Annotated in this window: 18 protein-coding genes; 5 read left to right on the forward strand and 13 right to left on the reverse strand. The window is 66.1% G+C overall.

The annotated features are described in order from the left end of the window. Positions 1-102: 102 nt before the first annotated feature. Positions 103-1,782, reverse strand: a complete 1,680-nt coding sequence (locus ACOGXD_RS05020; RefSeq protein WP_419916813.1) for an ATP-binding protein — start codon at positions 1,780-1,782, stop codon at positions 103-105. Positions 1,783-1,982: 200 nt separating this feature from the next. On the opposite strand from ACOGXD_RS05020, the gene ACOGXD_RS05025 reads away from it, so the two are divergent. Further along, the gene (locus ACOGXD_RS05025) at positions 1,983-2,177 is read left to right on the forward strand and encodes a hypothetical protein (RefSeq protein ID WP_419916814.1); all 195 of its coding nucleotides are present in this window, start codon (positions 1,983-1,985) and stop codon (positions 2,175-2,177) included. A 126-nt stretch (positions 2,178-2,303) separates the two neighbouring features. On the opposite strand, the gene ACOGXD_RS05030 is transcribed toward ACOGXD_RS05025, so the two are convergent. The 3 genes from ACOGXD_RS05030 to ACOGXD_RS05040 form a co-directional block, all read right to left on the reverse strand. Beyond that, positions 2,304-5,201, reverse strand: a complete 2,898-nt coding sequence (locus ACOGXD_RS05030) for a cell wall-binding repeat-containing protein (protein WP_419916815.1) — start codon at positions 5,199-5,201, stop codon at positions 2,304-2,306. Positions 5,202-5,589: 388 nt separating this feature from the next. Continuing rightward, positions 5,590-5,880: a hypothetical protein gene (locus ACOGXD_RS05035; RefSeq protein WP_419916816.1), complete on the reverse strand. Its 291-nt coding sequence runs from the start codon at positions 5,878-5,880 to the stop codon at positions 5,590-5,592. 134 nt (positions 5,881-6,014) lie between these two features. Continuing rightward, entirely contained in the window at positions 6,015-7,190 is a 1,176-nt protein-coding gene (locus ACOGXD_RS05040) for a tyrosine-type recombinase/integrase (protein ID WP_419916817.1), read from the reverse strand. A 170-nt stretch (positions 7,191-7,360) separates the two neighbouring features. Here ACOGXD_RS05040 and ACOGXD_RS05045 point away from each other — a divergent pair, with 170 nt between their 5' ends. Then, positions 7,361-10,249, forward strand: coding sequence for a cell wall-binding repeat-containing protein (locus ACOGXD_RS05045; RefSeq protein ID WP_419916818.1), 2,889 nt, complete (start codon positions 7,361-7,363; stop codon positions 10,247-10,249). A gap of 265 nt (positions 10,250-10,514) precedes the next feature. Then, positions 10,515-13,448 carry a cell wall-binding repeat-containing protein gene (locus tag ACOGXD_RS05050; protein ID WP_419916819.1) on the forward strand — a complete coding sequence of 978 codons (2,934 nt, stop codon included), beginning with the start codon at positions 10,515-10,517 and terminating at the stop codon, positions 13,446-13,448. Here the strand turns inward: ACOGXD_RS05050 and ACOGXD_RS05055 are convergent. The 7 genes from ACOGXD_RS05055 to ACOGXD_RS05085 all read right to left on the reverse strand — a co-directional run bounded on the left by ACOGXD_RS05055 (position 13,445) and on the right by ACOGXD_RS05085 (position 18,743). Next, entirely contained in the window at positions 13,445-13,867 is a 423-nt protein-coding gene (locus ACOGXD_RS05055) for a PIN domain-containing protein (RefSeq protein ID WP_419916820.1), read from the reverse strand. The two genes, ACOGXD_RS05050 and ACOGXD_RS05055, sit on opposite strands and share 4 nt — an antisense overlap. Then, positions 13,864-14,178: a type II toxin-antitoxin system prevent-host-death family antitoxin gene (locus ACOGXD_RS05060; RefSeq protein ID WP_419916821.1), complete on the reverse strand. Its 315-nt coding sequence runs from the start codon at positions 14,176-14,178 to the stop codon at positions 13,864-13,866. Before ACOGXD_RS05060 ends, ACOGXD_RS05055 begins: the two co-directional genes overlap by 4 nt. Before the next feature lie 98 nt (positions 14,179-14,276). Then, positions 14,277-14,708, reverse strand: coding sequence for a type II toxin-antitoxin system VapC family toxin (locus ACOGXD_RS05065; protein ID WP_419916822.1), 432 nt, complete (start codon positions 14,706-14,708; stop codon positions 14,277-14,279). Next, positions 14,708-14,980: a prevent-host-death protein gene (locus tag ACOGXD_RS05070; protein ID WP_419916823.1), complete on the reverse strand. Its 273-nt coding sequence runs from the start codon at positions 14,978-14,980 to the stop codon at positions 14,708-14,710. The genes ACOGXD_RS05065 and ACOGXD_RS05070 overlap by 1 nt, the downstream gene beginning before the upstream one ends. A gap of 261 nt (positions 14,981-15,241) precedes the next feature. Next, on the reverse strand, positions 15,242-15,850 hold the full coding sequence (locus tag ACOGXD_RS05075; RefSeq protein ID WP_419916824.1) for an NYN domain-containing protein: 609 nt from the start codon (positions 15,848-15,850) through the stop codon (positions 15,242-15,244). Positions 15,851-17,328: 1,478 nt separating this feature from the next. Beyond that, positions 17,329-18,081 carry a hypothetical protein gene (locus tag ACOGXD_RS05080; protein WP_419916825.1) on the reverse strand — a complete coding sequence of 251 codons (753 nt, stop codon included), beginning with the start codon at positions 18,079-18,081 and terminating at the stop codon, positions 17,329-17,331. Beyond that, a complete protein-coding gene (locus ACOGXD_RS05085) occupies positions 18,078-18,743 on the reverse strand; it encodes a helix-turn-helix domain-containing protein (RefSeq protein ID WP_419916826.1) in 666 nt (221 codons plus the stop codon). The genes ACOGXD_RS05080 and ACOGXD_RS05085 overlap by 4 nt, the downstream gene beginning before the upstream one ends. Positions 18,744-19,097: 354 nt before the next feature. Between ACOGXD_RS05085 and ACOGXD_RS05090 the strand changes: the two genes are divergently transcribed. Then, the gene (locus ACOGXD_RS05090; RefSeq protein ID WP_419916827.1) at positions 19,098-19,259 is read left to right on the forward strand and encodes a hypothetical protein; all 162 of its coding nucleotides are present in this window, start codon (positions 19,098-19,100) and stop codon (positions 19,257-19,259) included. 343 nt (positions 19,260-19,602) lie between these two features. On the opposite strand, the gene ACOGXD_RS05095 is transcribed toward ACOGXD_RS05090, so the two are convergent. Then, positions 19,603-20,175 (reverse strand): RES family NAD+ phosphorylase, encoded by a 573-nt coding sequence (locus ACOGXD_RS05095; RefSeq protein WP_419916828.1) that lies wholly within the window; start codon positions 20,173-20,175, stop codon positions 19,603-19,605. Then, positions 20,172-20,771 (reverse strand): hypothetical protein, encoded by a 600-nt coding sequence (locus tag ACOGXD_RS05100; RefSeq protein WP_419916829.1) that lies wholly within the window; start codon positions 20,769-20,771, stop codon positions 20,172-20,174. Before ACOGXD_RS05100 ends, ACOGXD_RS05095 begins: the two co-directional genes overlap by 4 nt. Before the next feature lie 205 nt (positions 20,772-20,976). Here ACOGXD_RS05100 and ACOGXD_RS05105 point away from each other — a divergent pair, with 205 nt between their 5' ends. Further along, on the forward strand, positions 20,977-23,727 hold the full coding sequence (locus tag ACOGXD_RS05105) for a cell wall-binding repeat-containing protein (protein WP_419916830.1): 2,751 nt from the start codon (positions 20,977-20,979) through the stop codon (positions 23,725-23,727). Positions 23,728-24,166: the final 439 nt, after the last annotated feature.

The following is a 24,166-nucleotide window of genomic DNA, read 5'->3' on the forward strand; positions in this document are numbered from 1 at the left end:
TTCGCGTTTTAGCGTGGAGTGAGTGTGCGGCAGTTGTGTCGCCCGGTGTGGTCATGGCGGCGGTCGTCCATCGCCCGCGGTGTCGGCGCCAACTTCCGCCGGTCAGCTCTGCGTATTGACGACTGGGAAGTAGCGGCGTGCACGTGTTTTGCCAACCGGGCGAGCTTTGCCCGCCGCGGCCAGGTTGTTGAGGATCTTGCGGGCCACTGCCCGGTCGACGTCGAGCAGGCTCGCCGCTTCTGCGGTGGAGATGCTGCCGAGGCGTTCGATTTCCCGTAGCAGCCTGACGGTGCGCTCGTGCGCCTTGTCTCGGGCCGGCACCCCGGCGCGTCTGATGAGTTCGTCCGACAGCCGGTACTGCGTGCCGCCGGCGCGACCCACGCGTTCGATGAGTCCGTGTAAGCGCATCTCGTCGAGCAGGGCGTCCACGTCGATGCTGGGGAGCACGTCGGCGAGGTGCCGTTTGGCGGCTTCGCCGCGGCGTCGTAGCTCGACGAGCACGCGGCGCTGCGCAGCTGAGCCCGCCCATGGATCCAGCGCGAGCAGCCATGCCTGCTCGTCGAGATCGATCAGGAACTGGTTGCGCAATGTCACGGTGAGCGAATCGGATTCGGCGGCGAATTCGGGAGGACGCATCAAGCGCGATTCCATCTCTTGGAACATGCGGTCGACTCCCTCGCCGTACTCCTCCACGAAGCCCATGCTGCGCAGCGTCCTCATCAGACGGCGGTTGCGGCTGAAGTGCTCGAGTCGCATGTTGTCGACCGTGATGTGGCCGGCGAGCGGGCCGGGGCTGCGAATCTCGATTCGGTCGTCCCACACGGTGACGTCGATCGTGGTTCCCACCCGGCCGTAGTCGCGGTGCGCGAGCGCGTTCAGCAGCGCCTCGCGCACCACAGCATGGGGGTACTCCGGGATGGGCTCGCGAAACAGGCCCGACACCGCTTCGTAGGTGCGGGTGTGCCTGTCGATGAACTCGACGCAGCAGCCGAAGACGACCTCCAACGGCCCCCAGCACTCGTGATGGTCGGAGGTGGGGCCCGCAATCGGGCCGATCCCTGCTCGGCGCACGAGCTGCACCGCTGCACCAGGCACGAACTGGCGCGGGTCGCGTGCGAAGAGAACCGCTGCAGCGGTCGTCACCTCGATATCGCCGCCGGCCGCAGCGCTGGAGGCTCGCTCGGCGAGGTGCAGATCGACGAGTGCGCTGTCGAGATCTGCCCCGACCACAGCAGGGCGCCCGTTGCGCGCCAGCGCCGAGTTGACGAGCTCGACGTCGAAGTCGGCCGGGTCGAACCGGCGGTTCAACGGCTCCTCTTCTGCCGAGCGGCGAGATCGGTCCCGGACGAACGAAGCGAGCGCGTCACCCACCAGCGGTTGCGAGTCGCCGCCGACGCGGCGAAGCAGCCGTCCATCGGGCGTGGTGACGATGCGGTCGCTGACCTGGGGGACCATCACAGCAATGAGCTCCACACCGTCGACACGGAACGGCTTGAGCCCGACGGGGACATCGCACTGGTTGGCATATCGGGTGATGCTGTCCTGCACACGCTGGCTCAGCGAGCAGCCGGTGATCTCGCGCACGCCGCCGGTATCGCTCACGCCGAGGATCACCAACCCGCCGTCGGTCATGGCCATGGCGGGAAGCAACTCCTTGAAGCTGTCCCCGGGCCCGCCCTTGAAGTCAAGGGTTTCGTGTTCGACCTCGCCGAACAGGTCCCAGAACTGGCCGGCTGCGAGATCGTCGGCGATGTCTGCGAGCTGGGGTTGCGGCCGCGCCATGCTTGCCACTCTAGCCAATGAGCAGAAGATTCTATAATCTTCTGCCCATAACTCGCATTTTCGGGGGTTCTTGGAGAAGATTTCAATATCTTCTCATCGAATACAGCATTTTTTCTATTGCGGATAGAAGATTTTATAATCTTCTCCTCGCGCGGGAACACGTGCCCTCACGGCCGAGCGCGCTGGCGACGATGCGTTGGGTGGCTCTCGAAGCGAAGCTCGGCAGCACTCAAAGCATCGACAGCACAGCGACATCACTGCAGCGACTCGCCGCCAAGACCGACACCGACCGCGTCGGACCACCCTCCGACCTGATCGTGATCACCGCCTCGGGCTACAACCACCAACGACCCCACGGCACCGCCGTTGCCTCCGCGACCACCATCACCCCCTAGTCCAAACAACACCTCGCAGACGCGAAGAGCCCCGGGGCGGGTGCCCCGGGGCTCTTTCGCTGTTGGTCTTTGCCGGTCAGGCGGGCGGGCCGCTTGGCCGGTTCAGGTCAACTGTGGGTCTGACTCCTAGGGAGTCTTGACGCTGCTCGAGACAGCGATCCGCACCTGCGAGGAAGCGTTGAAGTTCTCATCAACCTTGTCCTGTGCGCCGGTGTTGTCGGCCCCTGTCACAGCGTCAACGGCGTAGCCGGTAGCGACTGCTGGCACCGCCGGGAACGCTGCGATCGCCGGAGGACCGGTGACCGCGGTGCCGCCGCCGGTGCCTGCCGCGGTCTGCACGAGATCGCGTGCCATCGGCAGGTTCTTCACCAGCGCTGTCTCCATCTCATACCGCACCTTGCGCGTCGGAGGCGTGGCCGTGACCACTGTCTCGGTCAGCGCCGGGGTGTCGGCGGAGAGGTCGTCGACGATCCTGAGACCGCCGTCGGCTGTATCGGCGGTCGGTGCCGTGCGGATCCGGGTGATGCCCGCTGCGAGCGTCTCGGCCGCAGTCGGCCGGGTGCGCACCGCAGCCGGCGCCAGGATGTCGGCCAGCAGTTCGTCGTTGGTGACGACGTCGACGAAGGCGTTGAAGTTCACCTCGATGGCGAACTGCGTACGCCCGGTACCGCTGGCGGCAACCGACTGGTTCCGAACCGTGAGCAAGCCCAGTCGCACCTTGGGGTCGCCGTTCTCGCAGTCTCCGAAGCCTGCGGTGAACCGTGCGTCGAAGGCGGCGTTCGCCTTCAACGCGGCGAGCAGGTCGCCCAGGGTGGCCGTGACGGGACCGTTGTTGAACCGCACCGTGACCCGCTGGCCCTTGGTGTCGACGCGCACGTCGATGTCCAGCGGCTTCTGGGCGCTGTAGGTGCTGGCCCGGTCGAACACCATCGTCCAGCCGTTGCCCGCAGCGCCGTCGGCGTCGCCGCCGGGCTTCGCGGTGATCACGATCTCGTCGTCGTTGACCTCGGCTGCGCCTGCCACGAGTGTCTCGGGCACTGTCCACGAGGCTCTCGCGGAGTGCTTGAGATTGCTCATCAGGATCGAGCTGATCTTCGGGCTGGCCTGCGCCTTGATCGCCGTGCCGGAAGTCCCGGCGCTCACGTTGCCCGACGTGTCAGCAACAGCACCCGGGCTGATGACCAGCCGGTCACCGGGCTCCAAGGGGCGGTTGATGGTGACCGTCGCAGTGGCCGCACCGGCAGTGTGATCCACCGCCGGAGCCGGGTCCGCAGCAGCACCAGGCCCCGGAACGAGCCTCACCTCATTGGTGGCGAGCACCGCGGTGCCCGCAATCATGACGTTGTCGGAGAAGCTGACGTTGAACAGGCTCCTGGGCTCCCTCGCACCCGCGATGCCGACGATCGAGATCGTCGGACGTGCACGGTCCGGCGGGGCAGCCATCACGGTCTCCGAGGTCGGCGCAACAGTGCGCTGGTCCTTGCCGGTGCCGAACTTGGCGGTCGACGAAACGACCGAGATCGTGTCGCCGCCCTTGAGCGGCTGGCCGAGCGTGACGTCGATCCGGCGCTTGTCGCACGCGCCGCCGGTGTTGCTCGACGCCACGTGGGAGACGACAGCGGGCACGCCGTTGATCTCGATGAGATCCTGCAGCTTCGCCAGGTCAGGCTCGACGTCGTCGCTGAAGTACAGCGTGAACACCGGACCAGTCGAACTCGCCGGTGTCGTGGCATCGACGAGGATCGTCGTAGTGGTGTCGGGCCGCACCGGGTCGTCCTGGTTGATGGCCTTGTCCTTGTTGGTGTCGCTGTTGGCGCCGATCGCCACGGTGAGCGCACCCGACGAAGCAGCCGCTTCGATGGCGGCGTCCATGGTGGCCTGGCTGACCGCAGCGGTGCCGCCGATGGCGACGATGCCCAGGTTCAGCTTGTCGGCGCCGATGTTCTTGGGCGTCGCAGCGAGGTAGTCGCGCACCGACGCGGGCAGGCTGTTGGCGTCGCCCATCGGCTCGTTGACCACCAGCGGGGTCACCATGAACCCGCCGGTCAGGCTCGTGGCCAGCACCGGGGCGGCGACCACGCCGTCGGGATTGCCGCGCACGAGCGCGACCCGATCGGCGGACACCAGTCCCAATGTGTCCTTGCAGCCGTCGTTGGCCATCTTGGCCAGCTCCACCGACACCGCCGAAGCCGACGCGCCGTCGACACGGGCCACCGTGTCCACGCCCAATGTGGTCAAAGCCGAGGCAACCCCAGCAGACACGATGTCGGTGCTGCCGATGATCTGCACATGCTCGATGTCGTTCTCAGAGATGAACTCAGCCGTCGCGTCAGGCAGCTCATCAGCAGCGGTCATCAGCAGCGGAAGCTGCATCCGGTACACGGCGGTCTGCACCGCCACGCCGTAGGCGAGCATGTCGGTGCCGCCGTTGATCAGCACAGCAGACGCCGCGTCGGTGCCGCACCACGACGACACCGAATCGATCTTGCCCGCAAGGTTCGCGGCCGTCTCATAGCGGTCAGTGCCCCCGATGCGCGTCACCATGGGCTTGTTGTTCAGGCCCTCGATCGCAGTGAGCGTCGCGTCGTCCACCGCAGCCGTGCCGCCCAGCACGTAGACCGTGTCGACGCCGTAGTCCTCGATGAAATCAGCGACGCCGCCGTGCAGGCTGCCCGTGGGGGTCAGCAGGATCGGAGCGTCGGCATAGCCGGCGAAACCGGCAACCGAGATCGAATCGACCAACGTGTTGCCCGACGCCACGAACGCCACCGGAACAGCGCCCAGACCGCCCTTGGAGGTAGCGAAGTTCTTCGCCACCCGCAAAGCCGTGTCATAACGATCCTGACCAGCGAACTCACGTGCATCAGGCACGTTGTCGTTGTCCGTGTCGACCTTCACCTCGAAGGCCGTGTTTGCGGCCTGAGCAGGGCTTCCTGCTACGACCGCCAGCACCGACGCCATCAGCATCGCCGCCACGATCGCAGCCAGGGAACGCCTGCCACGCCGCTTCGAATAGGTAGTCAAGGTTATGTTTCTCCTTGTTCTGTGCAACGGGAGATGCTCCCGCTCTGCATTGTCAAACCCCGCGTCGTCGCGGTTTGTGACAGCGCCGACCGGTTGAAGGGCTCACCTCGGCACATTCGCACCCGGTGAGCCCCACCTGGTGTCCCGCCTACGCGAGGTACACGGAACAGGTCCAGTGTAACGACCTTCGCTGCCGCGTCATAGGGGAAATTTCGGCCGATTTTCGAGCCGCCGCGACCGGTGCTTCCAGCGGTGTCGACCGGGCGCTCGGCGGCGAAGATCGCGAATGCTGTGGACCCTGCGGAGCGCTCAGCCGATCACGCCGAGGGCGTCGAGCGTCGATGGGCCGTGTGGCTGCGCGCTGGAGTCGGGGCTGTGCCGACGAGCGCTACGAGAAAATGCCGAGCCCTACCACGACGCCGAGGATCGACACGCCGATTCCGGCCAGCCAGCGGAACTGGTGCCGCGCTTCCTTGCGGTCGGCCTCGCGGGCATCGACGAGCCGCTCGAACTTGGTATCGAGACGCTCGAACGCGGTATCGAGACGCGCGATGTCGCTCTTGGTGGCGAGATCGGGCAGCGGCACAGGGCTCAGACAGGACATGACGTATTCGGCGAGCGACTCGTCGGCCTGCTCGCACCACCAAGCGTAGAGGCGGGAACGATCTTGTTCAGACACAGCGGATTCCTTTCTGCAGCGATCCGCTGTGGACAGTAGGGAGCCTCTCTCAATTCGAAAAATGAATTTCATGTTGTTTTGTTGATTGCTGCAATTGGCGTCGGCTTGGCTGGCCGGCGTCGCCGTTGGCAGTCTCAGGAGGATCGGGGGCGGGGGGCTACGAAGTTGGCCCAGGCGGCCATGAGCTTGCGGCGTTGTTCGAACAGGTCGCCGCGGACGTAGGCGGCTTCGGTGCTGTTGCCCACCACGTGGGCGAGCGCCGCCTCGCCTACTGCCCACGGCGTGGTGGTGGCCTCGATGGTCCACGTCTTGAACGACGAGCGGAACCCGTGCACGGTGCAGTCGAGCTCGTTGGTGCGCAGCAGCTTCAGCAAGGTCTGCCAGCTCAGCGGATGGCCGGGCTTGAGCGGCGAGGGGAACACCAGGCCCGAGTCGTCATTGAGCTCGCGGGCGGCGTCGAGCACCTCGAGCGCTTGCTGGCTGAGGGGAACACGGTGCTCGGTGCCCGACTTCATGCGCTCGCCGGGGATGCGCCAGGCGGCATCGGCTTCCTCTATCTCGCTCCAGCGGGCGCCGCGGGCCTCGGCAGAGCGCACGGCGGTGAGCACCAGGAACCGCAGGCAGAGCCGGGCTGCCTCTGAGGAGTTGGAGGCAGCCACCTGCCGCAGCGCTTGGCGCACGTCTCGGTAGTGCAGTGCCCGCTGGTGGTTGCGGATGCGCGGCATGGGCGGCAGCGCGGCGTCGATGCCGTCGCCGGCCGCGTTCGACCCGATGTGCTCGTGCAGCGCCATCGCATAAGAGAGAACAGTGCGGATGCGCTGGCGCACCCGCCGGGCCGTCTCGGGCTTGTCGTGCCAGATGGGATGCAGCACCTCGAGCACATGGGCCCGTGTGATGTGGTCGACCGGGAGCTCCAGCAGCGACTCGGCGTGGCGGTGAAGCGAGTCGAGCCATTCACGGGAGTGGCGCTCGTTGCGCCAGCGGGGCGCGTTGAGCGCATGCACCGAGGCTGCGGCTTGGGCGAAGGTGGGCACGGCGACGACCTGGCTGCCGGGGTCGGGCACCGCACGGCCGTTGACGAGCTGGGCGCGGGCCCGCAGCTCGGCGGTGCGCCGGCGGGCCTCGTCGAGGCTGACTGCCGGGTAGGCGCCGAGCCCGATGTCGCGGCGCTTGCCGTCGGCGGTGACCCGGGCGACCCATGAGCGGCTGCCCGACGGCTTGACCACGAGCGTGAGCCCGCCTCCGTCGGCGTGCTTGCCGGGAAGCGCGCGCCCGATCTCGGCTGGGCTGAGTCTGCCTGGCTGTGCCACGTGTGCGCCTCTCGGGTTCCCCACTGTGCCCCTCGAATATGGGGAACAAGACGCCGTCTAGGGAACGAATCGGTTTTGGGCAATCGGTTAGGTGATTTGTTGACCTGCGACATTCGAAGTTCCTCATATCGACGGGCGCAGCGATGCGAGGAACAAGGAGAAAAGGAACCTTGACTATCCGAACGAAGCGGCGGGGCAGGCGTTCCCTCGCAGCGATCCTGGCGGCGATGCTCATGGCGTCGGTGCTAGCGGTCGTAGCGGGATCCCCAGCCCAGGCCGCAAACACATCTGGCGAGTATCTCGTCGAAGGCGAGCGTGAGTTCGCCGGTAGCGACCGCTACCAGACGGCGCTGAAGCTCGCCACCCGCTTCGCGGACGACCGCGGCGGCATCGGCTCGGTCTCAGCTGCGTTCATCGCATCGGGCGAGTCGCTGGTAGACGCCGTGTCGGTCTCCGGTCTTGCGGGCTTCATGGACGCCCCAGTCCTGTTGACGCAGTCGGGCAGCCTGCATGGCGGCGTTGCCGACTACCTCGAGGACTACGGCATCGGCAACCTCTACGTGCTCGGCGGCGAGGCAGCCGTCAGCGGCGCAGTGGAAGATGCCCTGAAGGGTCTGGCCCACAGCCCGACGGTGACCCGCATCTCGGGCGACACCCGTTATGACACTTCGGCTGCTATTGCGTCGAACCTGTCGGGTGAGTCGTGGTGCGGCACCAACGAGAACTCCGCGATCATCGTGAACGGCTCCGATGAGGATCTGTTCAACGCTGTGGCGATCGGCCCGGTGGCCAACCGGCTCGAGCTTCCGGTGCTGCTGACTGCTGGCGACTCTCTCGTCGACGCAGTGGTCAGCTACATCGAGTCCGAAGATGTCGAGCATGCAGTTGTGGTCGGTGGCGAAGACAGCGTGTCTGCTGACGTCATGACCGCGCTGGGCAACGCCGGTGTGGACACGGTCGAGCGGATCGGTGGCGACTCTGCCGCTGCAGTCTCGGTCGCGATCGCTGGCGTGATCGGCGGCGACTGCGCCGACGACCTGTCGCCGGTGTCGGGCAACACGGTGGCGCTGATCAACAGCGACAGCGTGATCGACGGCATCCCGGCCGCTCCGGTGCTCGCTGACGACGGCGACCAGCTTGGCGGCGGTCTGATCCCGATCCTTGCGGTCGGCGACAGCCTGCCTGCTTCGGTGCGTGACTACCTGGCGGCGACGCCTGAGGAAGACGGCGCTGGCAACAAGGTCCACCTGCGGGTGCTGGCCGTCGGCGGAACCGCTGCGGTAAGCGACGCGGTCATGTCAGCAGCGGTCGACGCTGCTGCCTCGGCTGACGCGCTGACCGTCACGATCAGCGGTGCGGCCGACAAGGCCGACGCAGGTCTGGCAGCGTCCCGCGGTGGCACCATGATCCACCTGCACTTCAGCGACGACATCTCGCGTGCTACGGATGCGAACCTTCGCAACAAGCTCGAGGATGTGCTGCAGATCAACGGCGTGCCTGCTGACGTGGCAGCCGATGCCCCCGGCACCGCTGCGCCGTGCGATCCCGACACCGTGACGGTGACGCTGGAGCGCACGCTGAAGGCTGGCGACGTGGTCTCCATCGTGGAGGGCGCGGTACTGGTGGGCGCCGACGGCGACCGCCGGCCCGTGCAGCCCACGTCGGCCACGGTGCCTGCGGCTGCGGTCGACAACCAGCGTCCGACGATCCGGATCGTGGCCATCATCGGCCACACCGAGCTGTACGGCCTGGTGTCCGACGATACGGCGCTGGCCGAGACAGCAATGTTGTCTTCAACAGCACTGACCGGTACTGCTCTGTCGGACCTCTTCGAGGTGACCGCTGGCGATGTCGGCATCGTGAGCTATACCTCGAGTGCGACGTTCCCGACGGACGGAACTGCGGCTCCGAAGACTTCGCTGCTGACGTTCACCCTCGGCGACGACCCGAACAGGGACGGCACCCAGGTCGGCACGATCGACTCCAGCGATCGCTTCCGGGCCAACCGTGGAGCTATCGAGGACGCCTCCGAGAACGAGAGCCAGGTCACCACGGGCGTGCCCGTGTCGCCTGTCAGCCAGCTGCGAGTGAGCAGCGTGCAGATGAGCAACCTGAAGCACAACGCTCAGGCCATCGCACCGATCCCGTCGGCGCATCAGGGCGCTACCGCTCCCGATCAGGCGACGGGGCGCAGTGTTACGCAGGCGCAGGGCAATGAGGCTGTGTGGCTGCAGGCCAAGGAGGACGGCGCCGCGGCTGGTGCGTTCGGCAACGGCTGGACCATCCGTGCAGACAGGGCGAGCACTTGGGACATGAAGAAGGACGCCGACATCGACGTCTTCATCAGCACCAAGGACCGTCGGATCGTGGTGCGGATCGTCAACGGCGAGCCGACGTTCTCTGACCTGAAGGCTGCCCTGGAGGGCAACGCGACGGTTAACAGCCTGTTCAACGTCCTCGTGGACAACTCGTACCTCGACGACAACACGGACACCTGCAAGGCTGCGAACCACAAGCTGATGCATGCGCTGCTGCCAGTGTCGACTGCAGAAGACGCAGGCGACGGTGACGACATCGCCACTCTTGACGGTGGCAACACCCAGGCGAACATCAGGGTGACCTTCAACGGCTACGTCGAAGACATCACCGCTGCTCAGTCCACCCAGCTGATGACGCACGTGCTGGCCGACGCACTGAAGCGTGCGACGGCCGCTGGTGTCGCTGACCAGGCGGCCCTGCTGACGGCGCTCACTGCAACGACTGATGACTTCGTGAAGGCTGCTTCAGCCGGACCGACGCGGACTGGCATGTTCGACATCAGCACCGGCAACGCTGCGGCTCTGCCGAAGGCGCGGGACATCGTCGAGATTCCCGACGGCTTCGCCAAGAACGCCGACGGCACGCCGACTGACAGTGACACCAGCACCACTGCCATTGACCGGACGGACTCCAACTCGGTGGCCAACGGCTACGGCGACACTGCCGCTGGCGATAACGACTGGAACTACGGTTCGAAGATCCGCATCGTCACCAGCAGCGCCGTTCCTGCACCCGAGTAGGAGCTAGCTGCACAGTTGACCTAAACCGCTCGGGCGGCTTGCCCGCCTGATCGGAACAGCAAAACTGAGAAGAGCCCCGGGGCATCCGCCCCGGGGCTCTTCGCGTGTCCGCACGAGTTGTATTCGTTTCTGCTAGTTCGTACTACTAGAACAACTAAGGTTCCTGTCGGTGCCGCATCACGGCGGCCCCAACCCATTGACGTCAGGCAGAGAACTCAGAACTGTGACCACGCGACCCCGTCCACGTGGCCGGCGCTCGCTTGCCGTGGCCCTTGCGACAATGCTCGTCGCGTCGGTGCTGGCGGTGACAGCGGGTACCCCAGCCCACGCCGCGAATACCGCTGGCGAGTACCTCACCGCCGATGGCGAGCGTGAGTTCGCCGGCAGCGACCGCTACCAGACGGCGCTGAGGCTCGCAGAGCGCTTCGCCGATGACCGCGGCGGCATCGGCTCGGTGTCGAATGCGTTCATCGCATCGGGCGAAACGCTGGTGGATGCTGTGTCGGCAGCCGGCCTCGCCGGCTTCATGGACGCGCCGGTGCTGTTGACTCGCTCGGACCGCCTGCACAGCGCAGTGGCCGACTTCCTCGACGACTACGGCATCGGCACCATTCACGTGCTCGGCGGAACCGCTGCCGTCAGCGACGGCGTGATCGACGAGCTCAAGGGGCTGGCCGGCGTCGGCTCAGTGGAGCGCATCGCCGGCGACACCCGCTACGACACGTCGGCGGCCATTGCGTCGCACCTGTCGGGCGAGTCGTGGTGCGGCACCAATGAGAACTCGGCGATCTTGGCGAACGGCGCCGATGAGCGGCTGTTCGATGCTGTGGCGATCGGCCCGGTGGCGAACCGGCTCGAGCTGCCGGTGCTGCTGACGGCCGGCGACGAGCTGGCGGACGCAGTGCTCGCCTACATCGAGTCGGACGACATCGAGCATGTGGTGATGGTGGGTGGCGAGGCCAGCGTGTCGGCTGCCGTCGAGCAGGCGCTGCGCGATGCCGGCGTGGACACGGTGGAGCGCATCGGCGGCGACTCTGCGGCCGCGACCTCGGTTGCGATTGCCGAGACCATCGGCGGCGACTGTGCCGACGACCTGTCGCCGGTCTCGGTGGACACGGTGGCATTGGTGAACCAGGACAGCCTGGCCGACGGCATCTCGGCCGTTCCGGTGCTGGCCGACGACACCGACCAGCTCGGCGGCGGCCTCGTGCCGATGCTCGCCGTGGGCGGCACGCTGCCCGCTTCGGTGCGCGACTACCTGGCTGCGACCCCTGAGGAGGACTCGGCCGGCAACAAGGTGCACCTGCGGGTGCTGGCTGTGGGCGGCACTGCGGCGGTGAGCGACTCGGTGATGGCTGCTGCTGTTGCCGCGGCCGGCGCCGCCGACGCGCTCACGGTCACCATCAGCGCTTCGGCCGACAAGGCAGATGCCGGCCTGGGCGACGCCAGGGGTCAGAACACGGTGCACCTGCACTTCAGCGACGACATCTCCCGGGCCGACAACGCCAATCTGCGCAACAAGCTCGAGGACATCCTGCAGATCAACGGCGTGCCGGCCGACATCGCAAGCGATGCCCCCGGGATCGAGGCACCGTGCGATCCCGACACGGTCACCGTGACGCTGGAGCGCAATCTGAAGGCAGGCGACACCGTGTCGATCGTGTCCGGGGCAGTGCTGGTGGGCGCCGACGGCGACCGCCGCACGGTGCAGCCCGTCTCGGCCACCGTGCCCGCAGCGCCGGTCGACCGGCAGCGCCCGTCGCTTCGCATCATCGCCATCGTCGGCGACAACATTGTGTGGGGCCTGATCTCCGATGACACGGCCTTGAGCGAAGCGGGGCTGCTCGCTGAGAACCTGACCAATGCCGACGGCAAGCCGCTGTTCGAGCAGACATCGTCTTCGGGCACGGCAGGACTCTTCGAGTTGCACGCCGAAGGCATCGCCTTCGACACCCCTGGCGCGCAGCGCACGACCGCCCGATTCCGCTATTTCCTCCAGGACGACCCCGCTACGCCGGACGTCAACGAGGGCATCGTGAGCGCCAACGACCGCTTCCGGGCGAATCGCGGCGCCATCGTGGACGCTGCGGGCAACGAGAGCCAGGTCACCACTGGGGTGCCGGTGCAGCCGGTCAGCAAGCTGCGGGTGAGCAGCGTGCTGATGAGCGAACTGAGCCACACGGCCCAGGCACGGGCACTCGTGCCCTCGGCGCACAGGTTCGAGACGCCGCCCGAGCTGCGCTTCGTGGACCCGAACATTCCGTCGCCGAGCGCGTCGGACAACCCGTCGAACCCGGCGGTGTGGCTGCAGGCCAAGGCCGACGGGGCTGCTGCTGGCGCCTACGGCAACCTGTGGACCGTTCGGGCCGACCGGTCGAGCTCGTGGGACGGCAGCAAGGATCCCGAGGTGGAGGTGCTGGCCAGCGTCTCGGCACGGCAGGTGTTCGTGCGCGTCGTCAACGGCGAGCCGAGATTCTCCGACGTGAGCGCCGCTCTGGAGGCGCACCCGGTGGTCAGCAGCCTGTTCAACGTGATCGTCGACAACCTGTACGTCAACAACACCGACACCTGCGAGCTGGCGAACCCGAAGATCCAGCACCAGCTGCTGCCCGCCACCGGCGACGAGGCGGGCGCCGACGGCGACGACGTCCAGGCGCTCGTGGGGGGTGTCACCAAGGCCGGTTTCCGTGTGAACTTCAACGGCTGGATCGAGAGCATGAACGCCGACCAAGCCGCTCGGCTGCTGGCGGCCCTGCTCGATGACACGCTGGCGCGGTACAAGGCCGCGGTACCGGTGCAGGGCGACAACAGCGAGACCGATCTCGACGACCTGCGTGCGATTCTCGGCGAGTTCGACCCCGACGGCGTCACGCAGGGCACGCCGCTGGCGCTGTTCGTGAAGGTGACCGGGGACGGTCCGCGGACTGTCGTGGAGTTCAAGGTGGAGACGAACCACGCTGTGGCGCTGCCGCAGCCGCGTGACATCGTGGACATTGCTGACGGCTTCGACACCGACGCCGACGGCGACCCGGTGGACGGCGACGACCAGACCGACGGGGTGCAGCGCACTGACACCGGCGGGCGGTCGGTGGTGGACGGCTACGGCGACAACCACTCCGACGGCACCACCGACAACGACTTCAACTACGGCTCACGGGTGCGGATAGCCCGCAGCAGCAGCGTCACCCCGCCCGACTAGGCGCCGGCGTCGACCCATGGGTCGATCAGCCGGAGGTCGAGGCCTTCGAAGTGCGAGACGTTGCGCGTGGCCAAGGCCAGCCGTCGCACACCGGCAGTGGCTGCGATGAGCGCATCGCCCAAATCGAGGCTGCGGCCCGCACGCCGAGCCTGTACCCGCAACTCGGCGGCGTGCTCTGCTTCGGCGGGGCCCACGGGCACCACCCGGCGCACCACCGAGGCGAGCTGGCGGACGGCACTGGCGATGGCATCGCGACGTCGGCCCGGAGCCATCAGCCCGATGCCGTACTCAAGCTCGTGCAGCACGATCGCAGACAGCCACAGGTTCGGTTCGCCCGACAGGAACGCCATGACGTTGGCGTCGGGCTCTGGCCGAGCAGCCTCGGAGACGACGTTGGTGTCGAGCAGGATGCCGTTCACGAAGCGTGCCCCGTAGCGCCAGCGCTGGCACCGCCGTCGTCATCGTCGATGAACGGAGTGGGCCGGCTCGAATGGCGATCCGGCAGTTCCAGCTCGTAACCGCGGGGCAGTGTCTCGACGAGCCACCGCCCCACGTGCACCTCAGGTTCGGCCCGTTCGCGCCAGACGTGCTCAGGAACGACCACGAACGTTCTGCGTGTGCCGATGCGCTGGGGACCGTCTTCTTCGGCGCAGCGGAGAATGTGTGACAGGCGCGCCTTCGCTTCGGACACCGTCCAGACCCGATCCGCTCCAGTCTCTCCAGCAGGCATCAGACCCCCGTCAGTACCATCGCTCAACCCAAACTAGTCCATATTGGACTATTTCCCATCACGCTGTGGCGCTGCCGCAGCAGCGTCGCACCGCCCTCCTAGGAGCCGGCGTCGACCCATGGGTTGATGACGTTCAGCCCGTCGAATCGGCTGAAGCCGCTGGCGTCGCGTGTCACCACGCTCATCGAGTGGACCAGGGCTGTGGCCGCGATGAGGGCGTCGCTGACTGGAGCTGGGTCGGGAACGTGCAAGGCTGCTGCGGTGCGGGCGACCTCGACGTCGACCGCCAGGATGCGGCCCTCGAACGCCGCATGAACGTCGTTGTCGAGCCATCGGCGCAGCACCATGCCCGATGAGCGATCGCGACGCTCGACCAGCTGCACGCCGATCTCAAGCTCCATGTCGGTCACTGCCGAGATGTACGCCAGCGCCGGCTCGATCCGCGACGCCCAGCTCACAACCTGCTCGTCGGCCTTTCCGGATGGGGCACGGCGCAGCTCGGACACCACGTTGGTGTCGAGCACGTACATCAACCGAGCTCTGCCGGCTGTGCGAGCTCGTCGCGCGCCGGCAGGGGCAGATCGACCTCGCTTGCGCCGGGGGTGGCGCCGAGCAGGTCCACCAGCGACAGGCTGCCGCCGACAAGAAGCCGGTAGTTCTCATAGGTGAGCAGCACGTGAGTCGGCTGGCCCCGGTTCGTCACGAAGACCGGTCCGCGGCGGGCAGCTGTCTTGGCGTCGCCGGTCGCCTGGTTGAACTCCCGGCTCGTCATCTGCGTTCCCGCTCCAGTCGATGCCTTCATATGTAGCAATATTACTACTTCCAAGGGAGAAGCCCGCCACAGCTCGTTGCGCAGTGACGACAGGCGTGTGCGATCGGCACGCCCGAAGTGCTTCGTGAACGGCCGCTGAGAAGGCTGTCAGGGCTCGGAATCTCACGGCAAGGAGCCGATTGCGCCTACTAACCGAACCGTTCGACGACCCGAGGATAATCCAACGCCCTCGTTATCGGATCAGCCGTCTCTTCAGCCAGCGGCAGCAAACGCAGGCTGGACATCAGCAGATCATTGGTCGCGCATCAGTCTCGGGATGAGTGAATCCATCTGGAATGAGGCCCAGCAGGCCTGTGCAAGCTCGTTCCCGTGGTTGCGCCACGTTGCGTTCACAACCTTGAGTCCCTTTTCTTGGATTCGCTCGACGGCAGGCACGAAGTCCGAGTCTCCCGAGACGAGCACCGCTACCTGAAGCGCGCCTTCCCAGGCCAACGACAGAAGATCCGTCGCGATTGCGGCGTCGACGCCCTTCTCGGGAGCTCGTCGGAACGGCGTCCCGCACGTGGGGCACGCGCTGGTCTGGGTCTTGCACGAGTTGCACCAGATGCCGCCCGTTCGCACGCGACGCTCACGCAGCTTGACGCGAAAGCTGGGTTGGCGGTCAATGAAGCTGGTGAGCCACTGGCTGAGGTTGCCTTCACTCGACGAGACGCTCGCGTAGACGAGTGTCTCGTCGAGCGCAAGGGAGTCAGAGATTCCAGCTACTTCGAGACTCTTGCCAGCCTCTTGCACCAAGACGCGTGGAAGAGCCTTCCAGTCACAGTTGGCCCGACTTGAGCGCTCGTTCCAATTGAGCTGAAAGTTCCAGTAATCGACGAACAGACGAGTTCCGAGTCGCATCTTGGCTCCCAGGGGTAGGCGCGGGGACGTCAGGAGAACGGCCCCTTGAAGCACTAGCGCTCAGGCTGCCCCGTGGCCAAACGAAATACGGGGAGCGGCAATTGCCGCTCCCCGGGGGTTTCATACAGGCGGCGCAGCGATGGCCGACCGCCTGGGGATCTAATGGCTGCTAACCCTACCATTGCCCGCCGCATGGTCGACAGCAGATTTGAGCATCCGGCTAGGTCCCGACGTGCGAGGAATCGAGTGGAGCGGGGGCTAGCGACGGGCGATGCGGGCCAGAAGGCGACGATCGTAACGGTCAGCCCCGTCGAGCAACGCTGCGGCCGAGGCCGACCGCGGCGGCCCAGGCACCGCACATACAGACCCATCTGGGGACTGTCAGCACCCGAGATCGCACGGAAAGGAGCCGAGCAAGGAGAGAAGGAACCGTGGCTGCTCGGGCGAAGCGGCGGCGCGAGCCTTGTGCGTGAGCTGGGTCAACCTGGGTTGCCCTCCATCTGACGTTGTGTGCATACTGTTGGCGGTCGGCGGCTAGCCCATAGGCCCCCGCCGAAAGTACGCCCCGGATCGGCTGCCGGCTGGCAGCTCCGGGGCCTCTGCGTGTCAGGACGCGATGTCAGGCCACCGTGTCACCGCTCGAACCCGGCCGGCGATCAAGGCGAACGCAGTCCTGTTCACCCCACACAGGTGATCGGTACGAGCTCCTGCCAGCAAGTCAGGCAAGCTCAGCATGATTTCGCTCTTGTTGTCATGTCGCAGTCGAACCGCGCTGATCAGTCCTTGACCCCGCAACCTCCTGAGAACCTGGTGGTCCTTCTGATCTAGCTGGCCAGGACCTAACTGCAGTCTCGAACGGCTCTCGATCACAATCTCGGCCACGCCGAACTCATTCGAGAGCGACGCCAAGGCTCGCTGCAGCAGTCTCGCCCGGACGTGATGTTCAGAATGGTGCTGCCGATGAACTGCTTGGGACGTCTCCACGAGCTTGGCATCGTCACCGTGAGATCGTGTCGCACCCGGTGCAAGAGACTCGTCCAGTTGGGTCTCGAGCATTAGCTGCGGCTCCTAGAGAATCACGGCAGGCTCCTGGTACAGCGATTCTCGAACGACTCAGGATCGACCTGTGGCGAGAAGATCCCGACGGGTCCAATCGCGGTCCTCGCAGCATGCAAGGCCAACAGCTCAGGCAGCCTTGCATCATCGGCTTGATCGGCAAAACCAATTTGACTGAATGTCGCCGAGAGCCGGATTTGCCGTGGAACTGCCGCAGAAGCACGGCCTAGACGCAAGGTCTGCGCAACCGACACGATCCGCGCTGCGCATGAACGGCCGTCTAGCGAGCTGTCAGGGCTCGAGATCGCACGGAAAGGAGCCGAACAAGGAGAAACAGGATCGTGTCTGTTCGTTCGAACCCACGAGGCGGGTGGTTCTTCGCGCCCGCTTCGATCGTTGGGTTGTATCTGGGGCGCCGCGAGCTAGGGCCTGCGGGTGAGGAGTCGGTAGGTCGCCAGTCCGCGGTCGGCTTCAGTCTGGTCGAGCGTGTCCCACGCGGGGTGTTGTCGATCGTTCATTTCTGATCGTCTGGCGAGCCGCTGGCGGTCTTTGCGGTCCAGTTCGTCGGCCGTCGCCAGTGGGTGTTCGACCAGGCTGAGCAGCAGCGCGAGATCTGAGCGCTGGGCGAGTGGAACGTCGTCATCGTCGACCGCGCATGCCTTGCAGATGATGGCCCCCAGCAGGGACGGCCGAGGCACGAGCCCCACCTGTCCTTCAAACGTGACCGGCACCATTTCGGTTCGGTTGAGTGCCTGAGTGCCGCCGGTCACGGCCAGCGTCCGCCCTGGTGGAGTGGTTGTGAGGTCGGTGCGTTCGCCGAGCCCTTCGGGTGCCAGGACATCCACGCTGACGCCGTCGCGCCCGTAGCGATGAGCGATTCCGTCAGGCGAATGCCCGGCTAGTTCGTAGCCGCTTTCTTCGAGAGCGGCTACGAACTCTCGCACTGCCCCGGAGGCGACGCGAGCGTTGACAACTATGTCGAGGTCTGTTGAGACTCGCGAGGGTTGTGCACCGTGCTCTAGGGCGTGCAGCAGCACCATCTGTCCGCCGATGAGCGTCCAGGTGGTCTGCTGAACTTCGGCCAGCTCGATGAGTGCTGGCCACAGCTGGTCATCGATGCCGGGCAGGACGGGCAGCGCGACGGGCTCCCGGTCGATGATCTTGCGGCCGTTCATGCTCTGGCCAGCAGCTCGCGTGCGGCGCGCTGGGTGCGTTGGTCGTGTGAGTCCAGCAGATCGACGGCCACGACGGGCGCTGAAGCCACGCGCTGGCCAGCCTCGAAGGGCCAGTCGTGGTCGCTGACGACTCGCAGTCGGACGTTGGGCCTGTCTGAGTGGGCGTCGAGGGCGAAGCGCTCGGCCAGTTCGGCGACCCGCGATTGGGGCACGTATGCCTCGGACTGGTCGCTCACCACCAAGTCGACGCGGTGATCGCCGAGCGCGCTGATGCCGCTGGCGACCACGCTCGGGTGCGAGAGCATCTCTGAGTGCACTGCTGGGTGCGCGTAGAACCAGCGGCTTCGGGCGCGGCTCGACAGGCGCCTGGCGAGCGGCTCGAGCCCGACTTGCAGCCGCTGCTTCGCCCGCGACCGGTCGACCGGCGAGCCCCGCACGGCGTCCCCGTTCGCCAGCGCCAGCACGTTCCAGGCCGACGACGGGCTCCACGGCCGGCCGGCCTCGGGCCGGGCGGACGCAAATCGTTGGACATCGGCACGGTCGAGCACCCATGATCGCCCGATCCGGCGGCCACTCAGCCGACCTGCGGCGACCAGCTGGTGGACGCGACGAGGGCTGATGCTCAATTGCTTGGCGGCGTCCGCTATCCCGACCGGCTCCATATCAATACTATACTTATTAGCGAAGTAATCTGTAATTCAGACTGCAGACCGAATTCGTAGTTGAAATCACTACGAGCCCTACGCACAAAGCAATACGCAAGAAATCAACAAGTCCGAAGCTCAAACACCGCGGACCGCAAGCCTTCTGAGAGGCTTCTGCGGTACGCGCGACACGTCCGGGATGTGCGTTTGCGACACGGCCCGGTGACGCACTGCACAACACACTGAGAATCTCCGGGAACCGCCACGGTCCGACCTTGAGAGGGCCACCTCGCGTCTGTGCGGGTCGGCTCTAGGCCGGTTTGCCAGAGGGACGGAGCGCCTCGGCGAGAGCGGGGCCGCGTCGCTACGACCATGAGAACCGGCGCAGAGACGTTGGCGCTGCTGCGGGAGCACAAGCGCGAGCTCGTCGACCGGTTCGGCGTCGCTGGTCTTGCGCTGTTCGGCTCGAGCGTGCGTGACGAGGTTCGCAGCGAGCTTCGCCCCTATGTGGAGGCCGAGGCCGTCGATGTCTGATCCCCGGCTGCGTCGTTGGGATCACTACGTGCGCGACGACATCCCGGCGCTAGTGCAATTGCTGCGAGAACTGCTCGAAGAGGCAGAAGCCCAGGACTGAGCTCAGCCGCAACCGACCGGTCGAGCGGCGTTTGTCGTCGCGATTCCGGTCTCGCGTAGACGAATCCTGAGGTTCGCACAGCAACGCCGCACTGGGCCGTATCCGGGCGGCACGTGAACGGCTGTCAGGGCTCGAGTTCGCACGGAAAGGAGCCGAACAAGGAGAAACAGGATCGTGTCTGTTCGTTCGAACCAGACGGGGTGGGCGGTTCGTCGAGCCGCCGCGGGCTCTCGGTTTTGGGTTCTATTCCAGCGTCAGGGTCGGGAGCACTCGGATGCCGAATCGCTGTCCTTGTCGGACGAGGCTGTTGGGGATGGGTTGGGGGTCGTGCCAGTTCAGCGGCGAGGGCTGTCGGGCGAACACGGCGACGGCTTCGAGCTGCATCTGGGGGTCGTGTCTGACCCGGTAGACGATGCCGTCGTGTCCGGCGTCGTGCAATCGGCCGCTGAGCTGCTGTGACGGTGTGTAGTCGGTGCCGGTCGAATGCGCTGCGGTCACGCCGAAGCGGCCGAGGACGGAGCGGTGCGACAGATCGGCCAGTCGCAGGTCACGGGCACCGGTCGCCTCGCTGATCCTGCGGCTGTCGATCTCGGCGGTCCCCAGCGTGCCGATGCGCCCGAACACCTCGATGTATGCAGCGATCGGTTCCGGCGCCAGGTAGCACACGCCGTATCGCTGGTGGCCAGGCGGGGCCCCGAATCTGTGCCGGTCGGTCGTGTCGTAGTGGTCGGCGGCACGGTCGGCACGGTGGATGCGGTGAAGCGAGGACCCTGCCCGCAGCGTTCGTGTGGGGAACTGCCGCCAGTCGGCGGTCATTGGGCGAGGCGAAGCGCTGCCTGCTCGGCCGAGCGGACGACTGCCCGGTTGTCGCGGCCCTGGGCGATCCACGCCGCCGGCGTGCTGCCGTCGAGGTCGTCGTGCTGGGCGGTGGTGGCCCACGCGGCGACGATCTGCGGGTCGGCGGCATCGAGATGGTCCCTGAACGCGGCGACGACCTCGGCGACCATCGGGCGAACCGATCGCGAGCCCGAGTCGAACTGCCACGCTGGGAACCAGGTGGTGCTGCGCCCGCGCAGCCCGATCAGCGTTCCGCTGCGCTGCCGCTTGGACAGCGCCTGGCGGGAGACCCCGAGCATCGCGCACACCTGGGCGGTGTCATAGCGCTCCCCCACAGCGGCTGACCACGCCGCTGAGGCAATGACCGACTCTGCCGCGGAGCCGCCGATGCGCTGCGCGGCGGTCTCGTCGAGATCCCCGAGGCTCTCCATGGAGGACCGCAGCTCCCGCAGGAAGCTCTCGGCCACGATGACCGCAGGCGACCCCGATGCCCCTTCGCCCGCGTTGGAGCGCAAGAACCGATCCAGAGCCTCGCGCAGCGAGCGCTCGCCGGTCGCCTCTGTCGCCATCGCCATGACCGCAGCCTACGCCGCGGCCCGTCAACCCGTCAACCCGTCAACCAACCGTCTCGGGCTGCTCAGCCGGCCGCTGACAAGCGCCCCTCTTGGGGCTGTCAAGACCCGAAATCACACGGAAAGGAGCCGAACAAGGAGAAACATAACCTTGACTACCTACTCGAAGCGGCGAGGCAGGCGTTCCCTCGCTGCGATCCTGGCGGCGATGCTCATTGCATCGGTGCTCGCCGTGGTCGCCGGCTCACCGGCGCACGCGGCCAACACGGCCGGCGAAGTACTCGTCGACCATGACAACGACGCGAAGACTCCGAAGGTGCGCCAGTTCGCCGGCGACACCCGCTATGAGACTGCTCTGGCACTCGCGAAGGACTTTGCTGAGAACAACGGCAGCATCGGCGGAGTTCCCGTCGCTTTCGTCGCGTCGGGTGAGTCGCTGGTCGACGCCGTGACTGTCTCAGCTCTTGCAGGCGACCTGAACGCACCGGTGCTGCTCACCCCTGGCGGGGAACTGCACCGAGGCGTCGGCACATTCCTCGAGGACTACGGCATTGGAACGATCCATGTGCTCGGCGGCACCGCCGCTGTCTCCGATGCGGTTGTCACCGCCATCGAGGGCCTGGTCCACGAGCCGACCGTGACGCGCATCGCTGGCGACGACCGGTATGCGACTGCTGCTGCGATCGCTTCGGCTCTGAATGGTTCTCGGTCGTGGTGCGATTCCGACAATGAGGCTGCGGTGCTGGTCAATGGTGGCAGCACGTCGCTGGCCGGTGCGACAGTCATCGGGCCGGTTGCGAACCGTCTCGCGGTGCCAGTGTTGCTTACCGCCGCTGACGAACTGCCTGACGCGACCCGCGACTGGATCGACGAGAACAGCATCGAGCATGTTGTGATTGTCGGCTCGACCGCCGACGTGTCCGCGGGCATCGAGAAGATGCTGGCGGCTGACGGTGTCGATGTCGTTGAGCGCATCGCTGGCGACAACGCCGGTGAGTTGTCGGTGAACGTCGCCAAGACCGTCACTGGCGATTGCGCTGACGATCTGGCGCCGGTTGCGTTTGATCGGGCTGCGTTGGTGAACGGCTGGGGACGCGATGTCGCCCCTGACGCCATCACCGCTGCGCCGGTTCTGTCGGACGGCAATCTCGTGCCGATCCTGCTGGTCGGTGACACGCTGCCCGCATCGGTGCGTGATTACCTCGCCGCGACGCCGTCGCTGCGTAATGGCAACAAGGTGCATTATCAGCTGCTCGCTATCGGCGGCACCGCTGCGGTGTCGGAGGCTGTGATGGCAGCGGCGATTGATGCTGCTGCTTCGGCTGATGCGCTCACTGTGTCGATTACCAACAACGTTGATATGCCGACGCATGATGACTTCGGAAAGCCGCCCGTTGTCGATGCGACAAGCTTCACGCTGCGGTTCAACGACCGTGTCAACAGCACCGGCCTGCAAGCCAAGCTCAGTGACATTGTCGAGATCAACGGCGCTCCAGCTGTCTTCACCGTTGCTGACGCCGATACTGACGGCACTGTGGAAGCCACAGAGTCGAGTTATCGCTGCGATTCCGCGATCGTGCGCATCACCGGTGTGCCGGCTCTCAAAGCTGGCGATGTCATCTCGGTCGCCGGTTCGACGCTGACGGTTGGTGCTGGCGATGACCAGCGCAATGTCGTGTCGACTTCGGTGACGGTGCCCGCGAACCCAGTCGACAAGATTGGCCCGAAGATCACCATCGTCGGTGTTGAGGACCAGAACAGCGGCGACGTTGGCACCGTCTGGGTCACGGTTGCTTCCGACGATCTCGGCACGGGCACCGACACAGGGTTGACGATCGACAACGCCGCGACCACCAATATCGCCAACGATGGTGAAGTGCGTGCAACCCGTGGCGGCAAGTCGCTCGTGCTCGCAGCCATCACTGATGTGTCGTTGGCAGCAGACGGCACGGCACGCTTCGAGTTGACGCTCGGCACTCAGACTGACACCACCCTCGTCGCTGAGTGGAAGGCCGGGGACCAGATCACGTTCATGAGAGGCGCGCTTGTCGACGCTGAAGGCAACGACAGCCCACGTGCACATGGCAGGGTTGCCGCAGCCAAAGTTTCCCCGAAGCCGACAGCGATCCGCGTTAGCGACGAGAACCACACCAACCAAGCAACTGCAACGGTTCCGGTCGCTATCGCAGGAACAGGCGGAGTGGCGGACATCACGCTGACCGCTAAGAAGGACGGCGCAGCGGCAGGTGTGCGCGGCAACGGCTGGACATTCCGGCTGCGCAACGCCAGCACCGTGCCCGCTGGTGACGCCGACATCGCTGTGTCAGTCGATACCAAGGGCCGACGTGTAGTCGCGACAGTCCGTCGTGGCGCACCGACCTACGGGGATCTCAAAACGGCGCTCGACGGTCACAGGGCATTCGCAGCGCTGTTCGACGTTGCTATCGCCAAGACGGCCGACAATGCGGCAGCCGGCACCTGCGGGGCTCCCAAGAGCACCACGAAGCTCACTCTCACGGGAGACTCGCCACCGGCTGGTCTGGACACTCCCGTTGCCTTCGCTGAGGGCCGTACCACTATGGCTGTGGAAGTCATCTTCAACGGCTACCTCCAGACGGTGACCGACAACGCGCTGCGTGACGACGTGTTCGCGGACGCTGTCGCAGAGCGCGGCGTCGATCTGGCCAACCTGGCGACCGATAGCAGTGTGACACAGGTGTTCGTGGCACCATCTGACAGGGTCCGTTACAACATCGTCGCCACTGCGGGCGATGCCGGTCTGCTGTTGCAGCCCGGGCCCGGCAAGGACCGTGTGGTTGTCGCTGCTGGAGATGTCGCCACCGGCTACGCCGACGACGGTCTCACCGGCACCGACGACACCGATGGTGACGAGACCACCAACGCCAAGAACGATGGTCTGTGGATGCACCGCAGCAGCTCTGTCAAGGCTCCCGCCTAGACCGGTTGTCACATAGCTGAGGGCCTGAGGCCCCCGTCCGATGCAGGCATCACATTGCGTCCGGGCGGGGGCCTCTCCCTTGGCCAACACCACTTAGACCCGAGTCCCTCTTCGGGAGGGAACGGACCCCCGACCACTAGGTCGGGGGTCCTTCCCGTTTCCGGGCTGGTTGAACCTGCCCACGCGGGCGGCTGCGAACCGTGCGCCCGCTGCATGCAGCGCACCCGCGTACGCCACTAATTCGGTGCAGGTTCCTGTGCTGGTCGGCTTATGGTGCGTTCAGCCTCGCTGCCGGCTCATGCGGCAGTCGATTCCTAACCACGAGAGCGCTCTTCAGCGCCGCAAGGCTCAGCGAGGCCCGGTATCCGCCACGAACGAATCGACCGCCGCCATGACCGCAGCAACACCCCCAAGAACTGAACCGAGCGCGAGAGTCGCG

The sequence above is a fragment of the Candidatus Poriferisodalis sp. genome (assembly GCF_965204125.1).
Taxonomy (GTDB): Bacteria; Actinomycetota; Acidimicrobiia; order Acidimicrobiales; family Poriferisodalaceae; genus Poriferisodalis.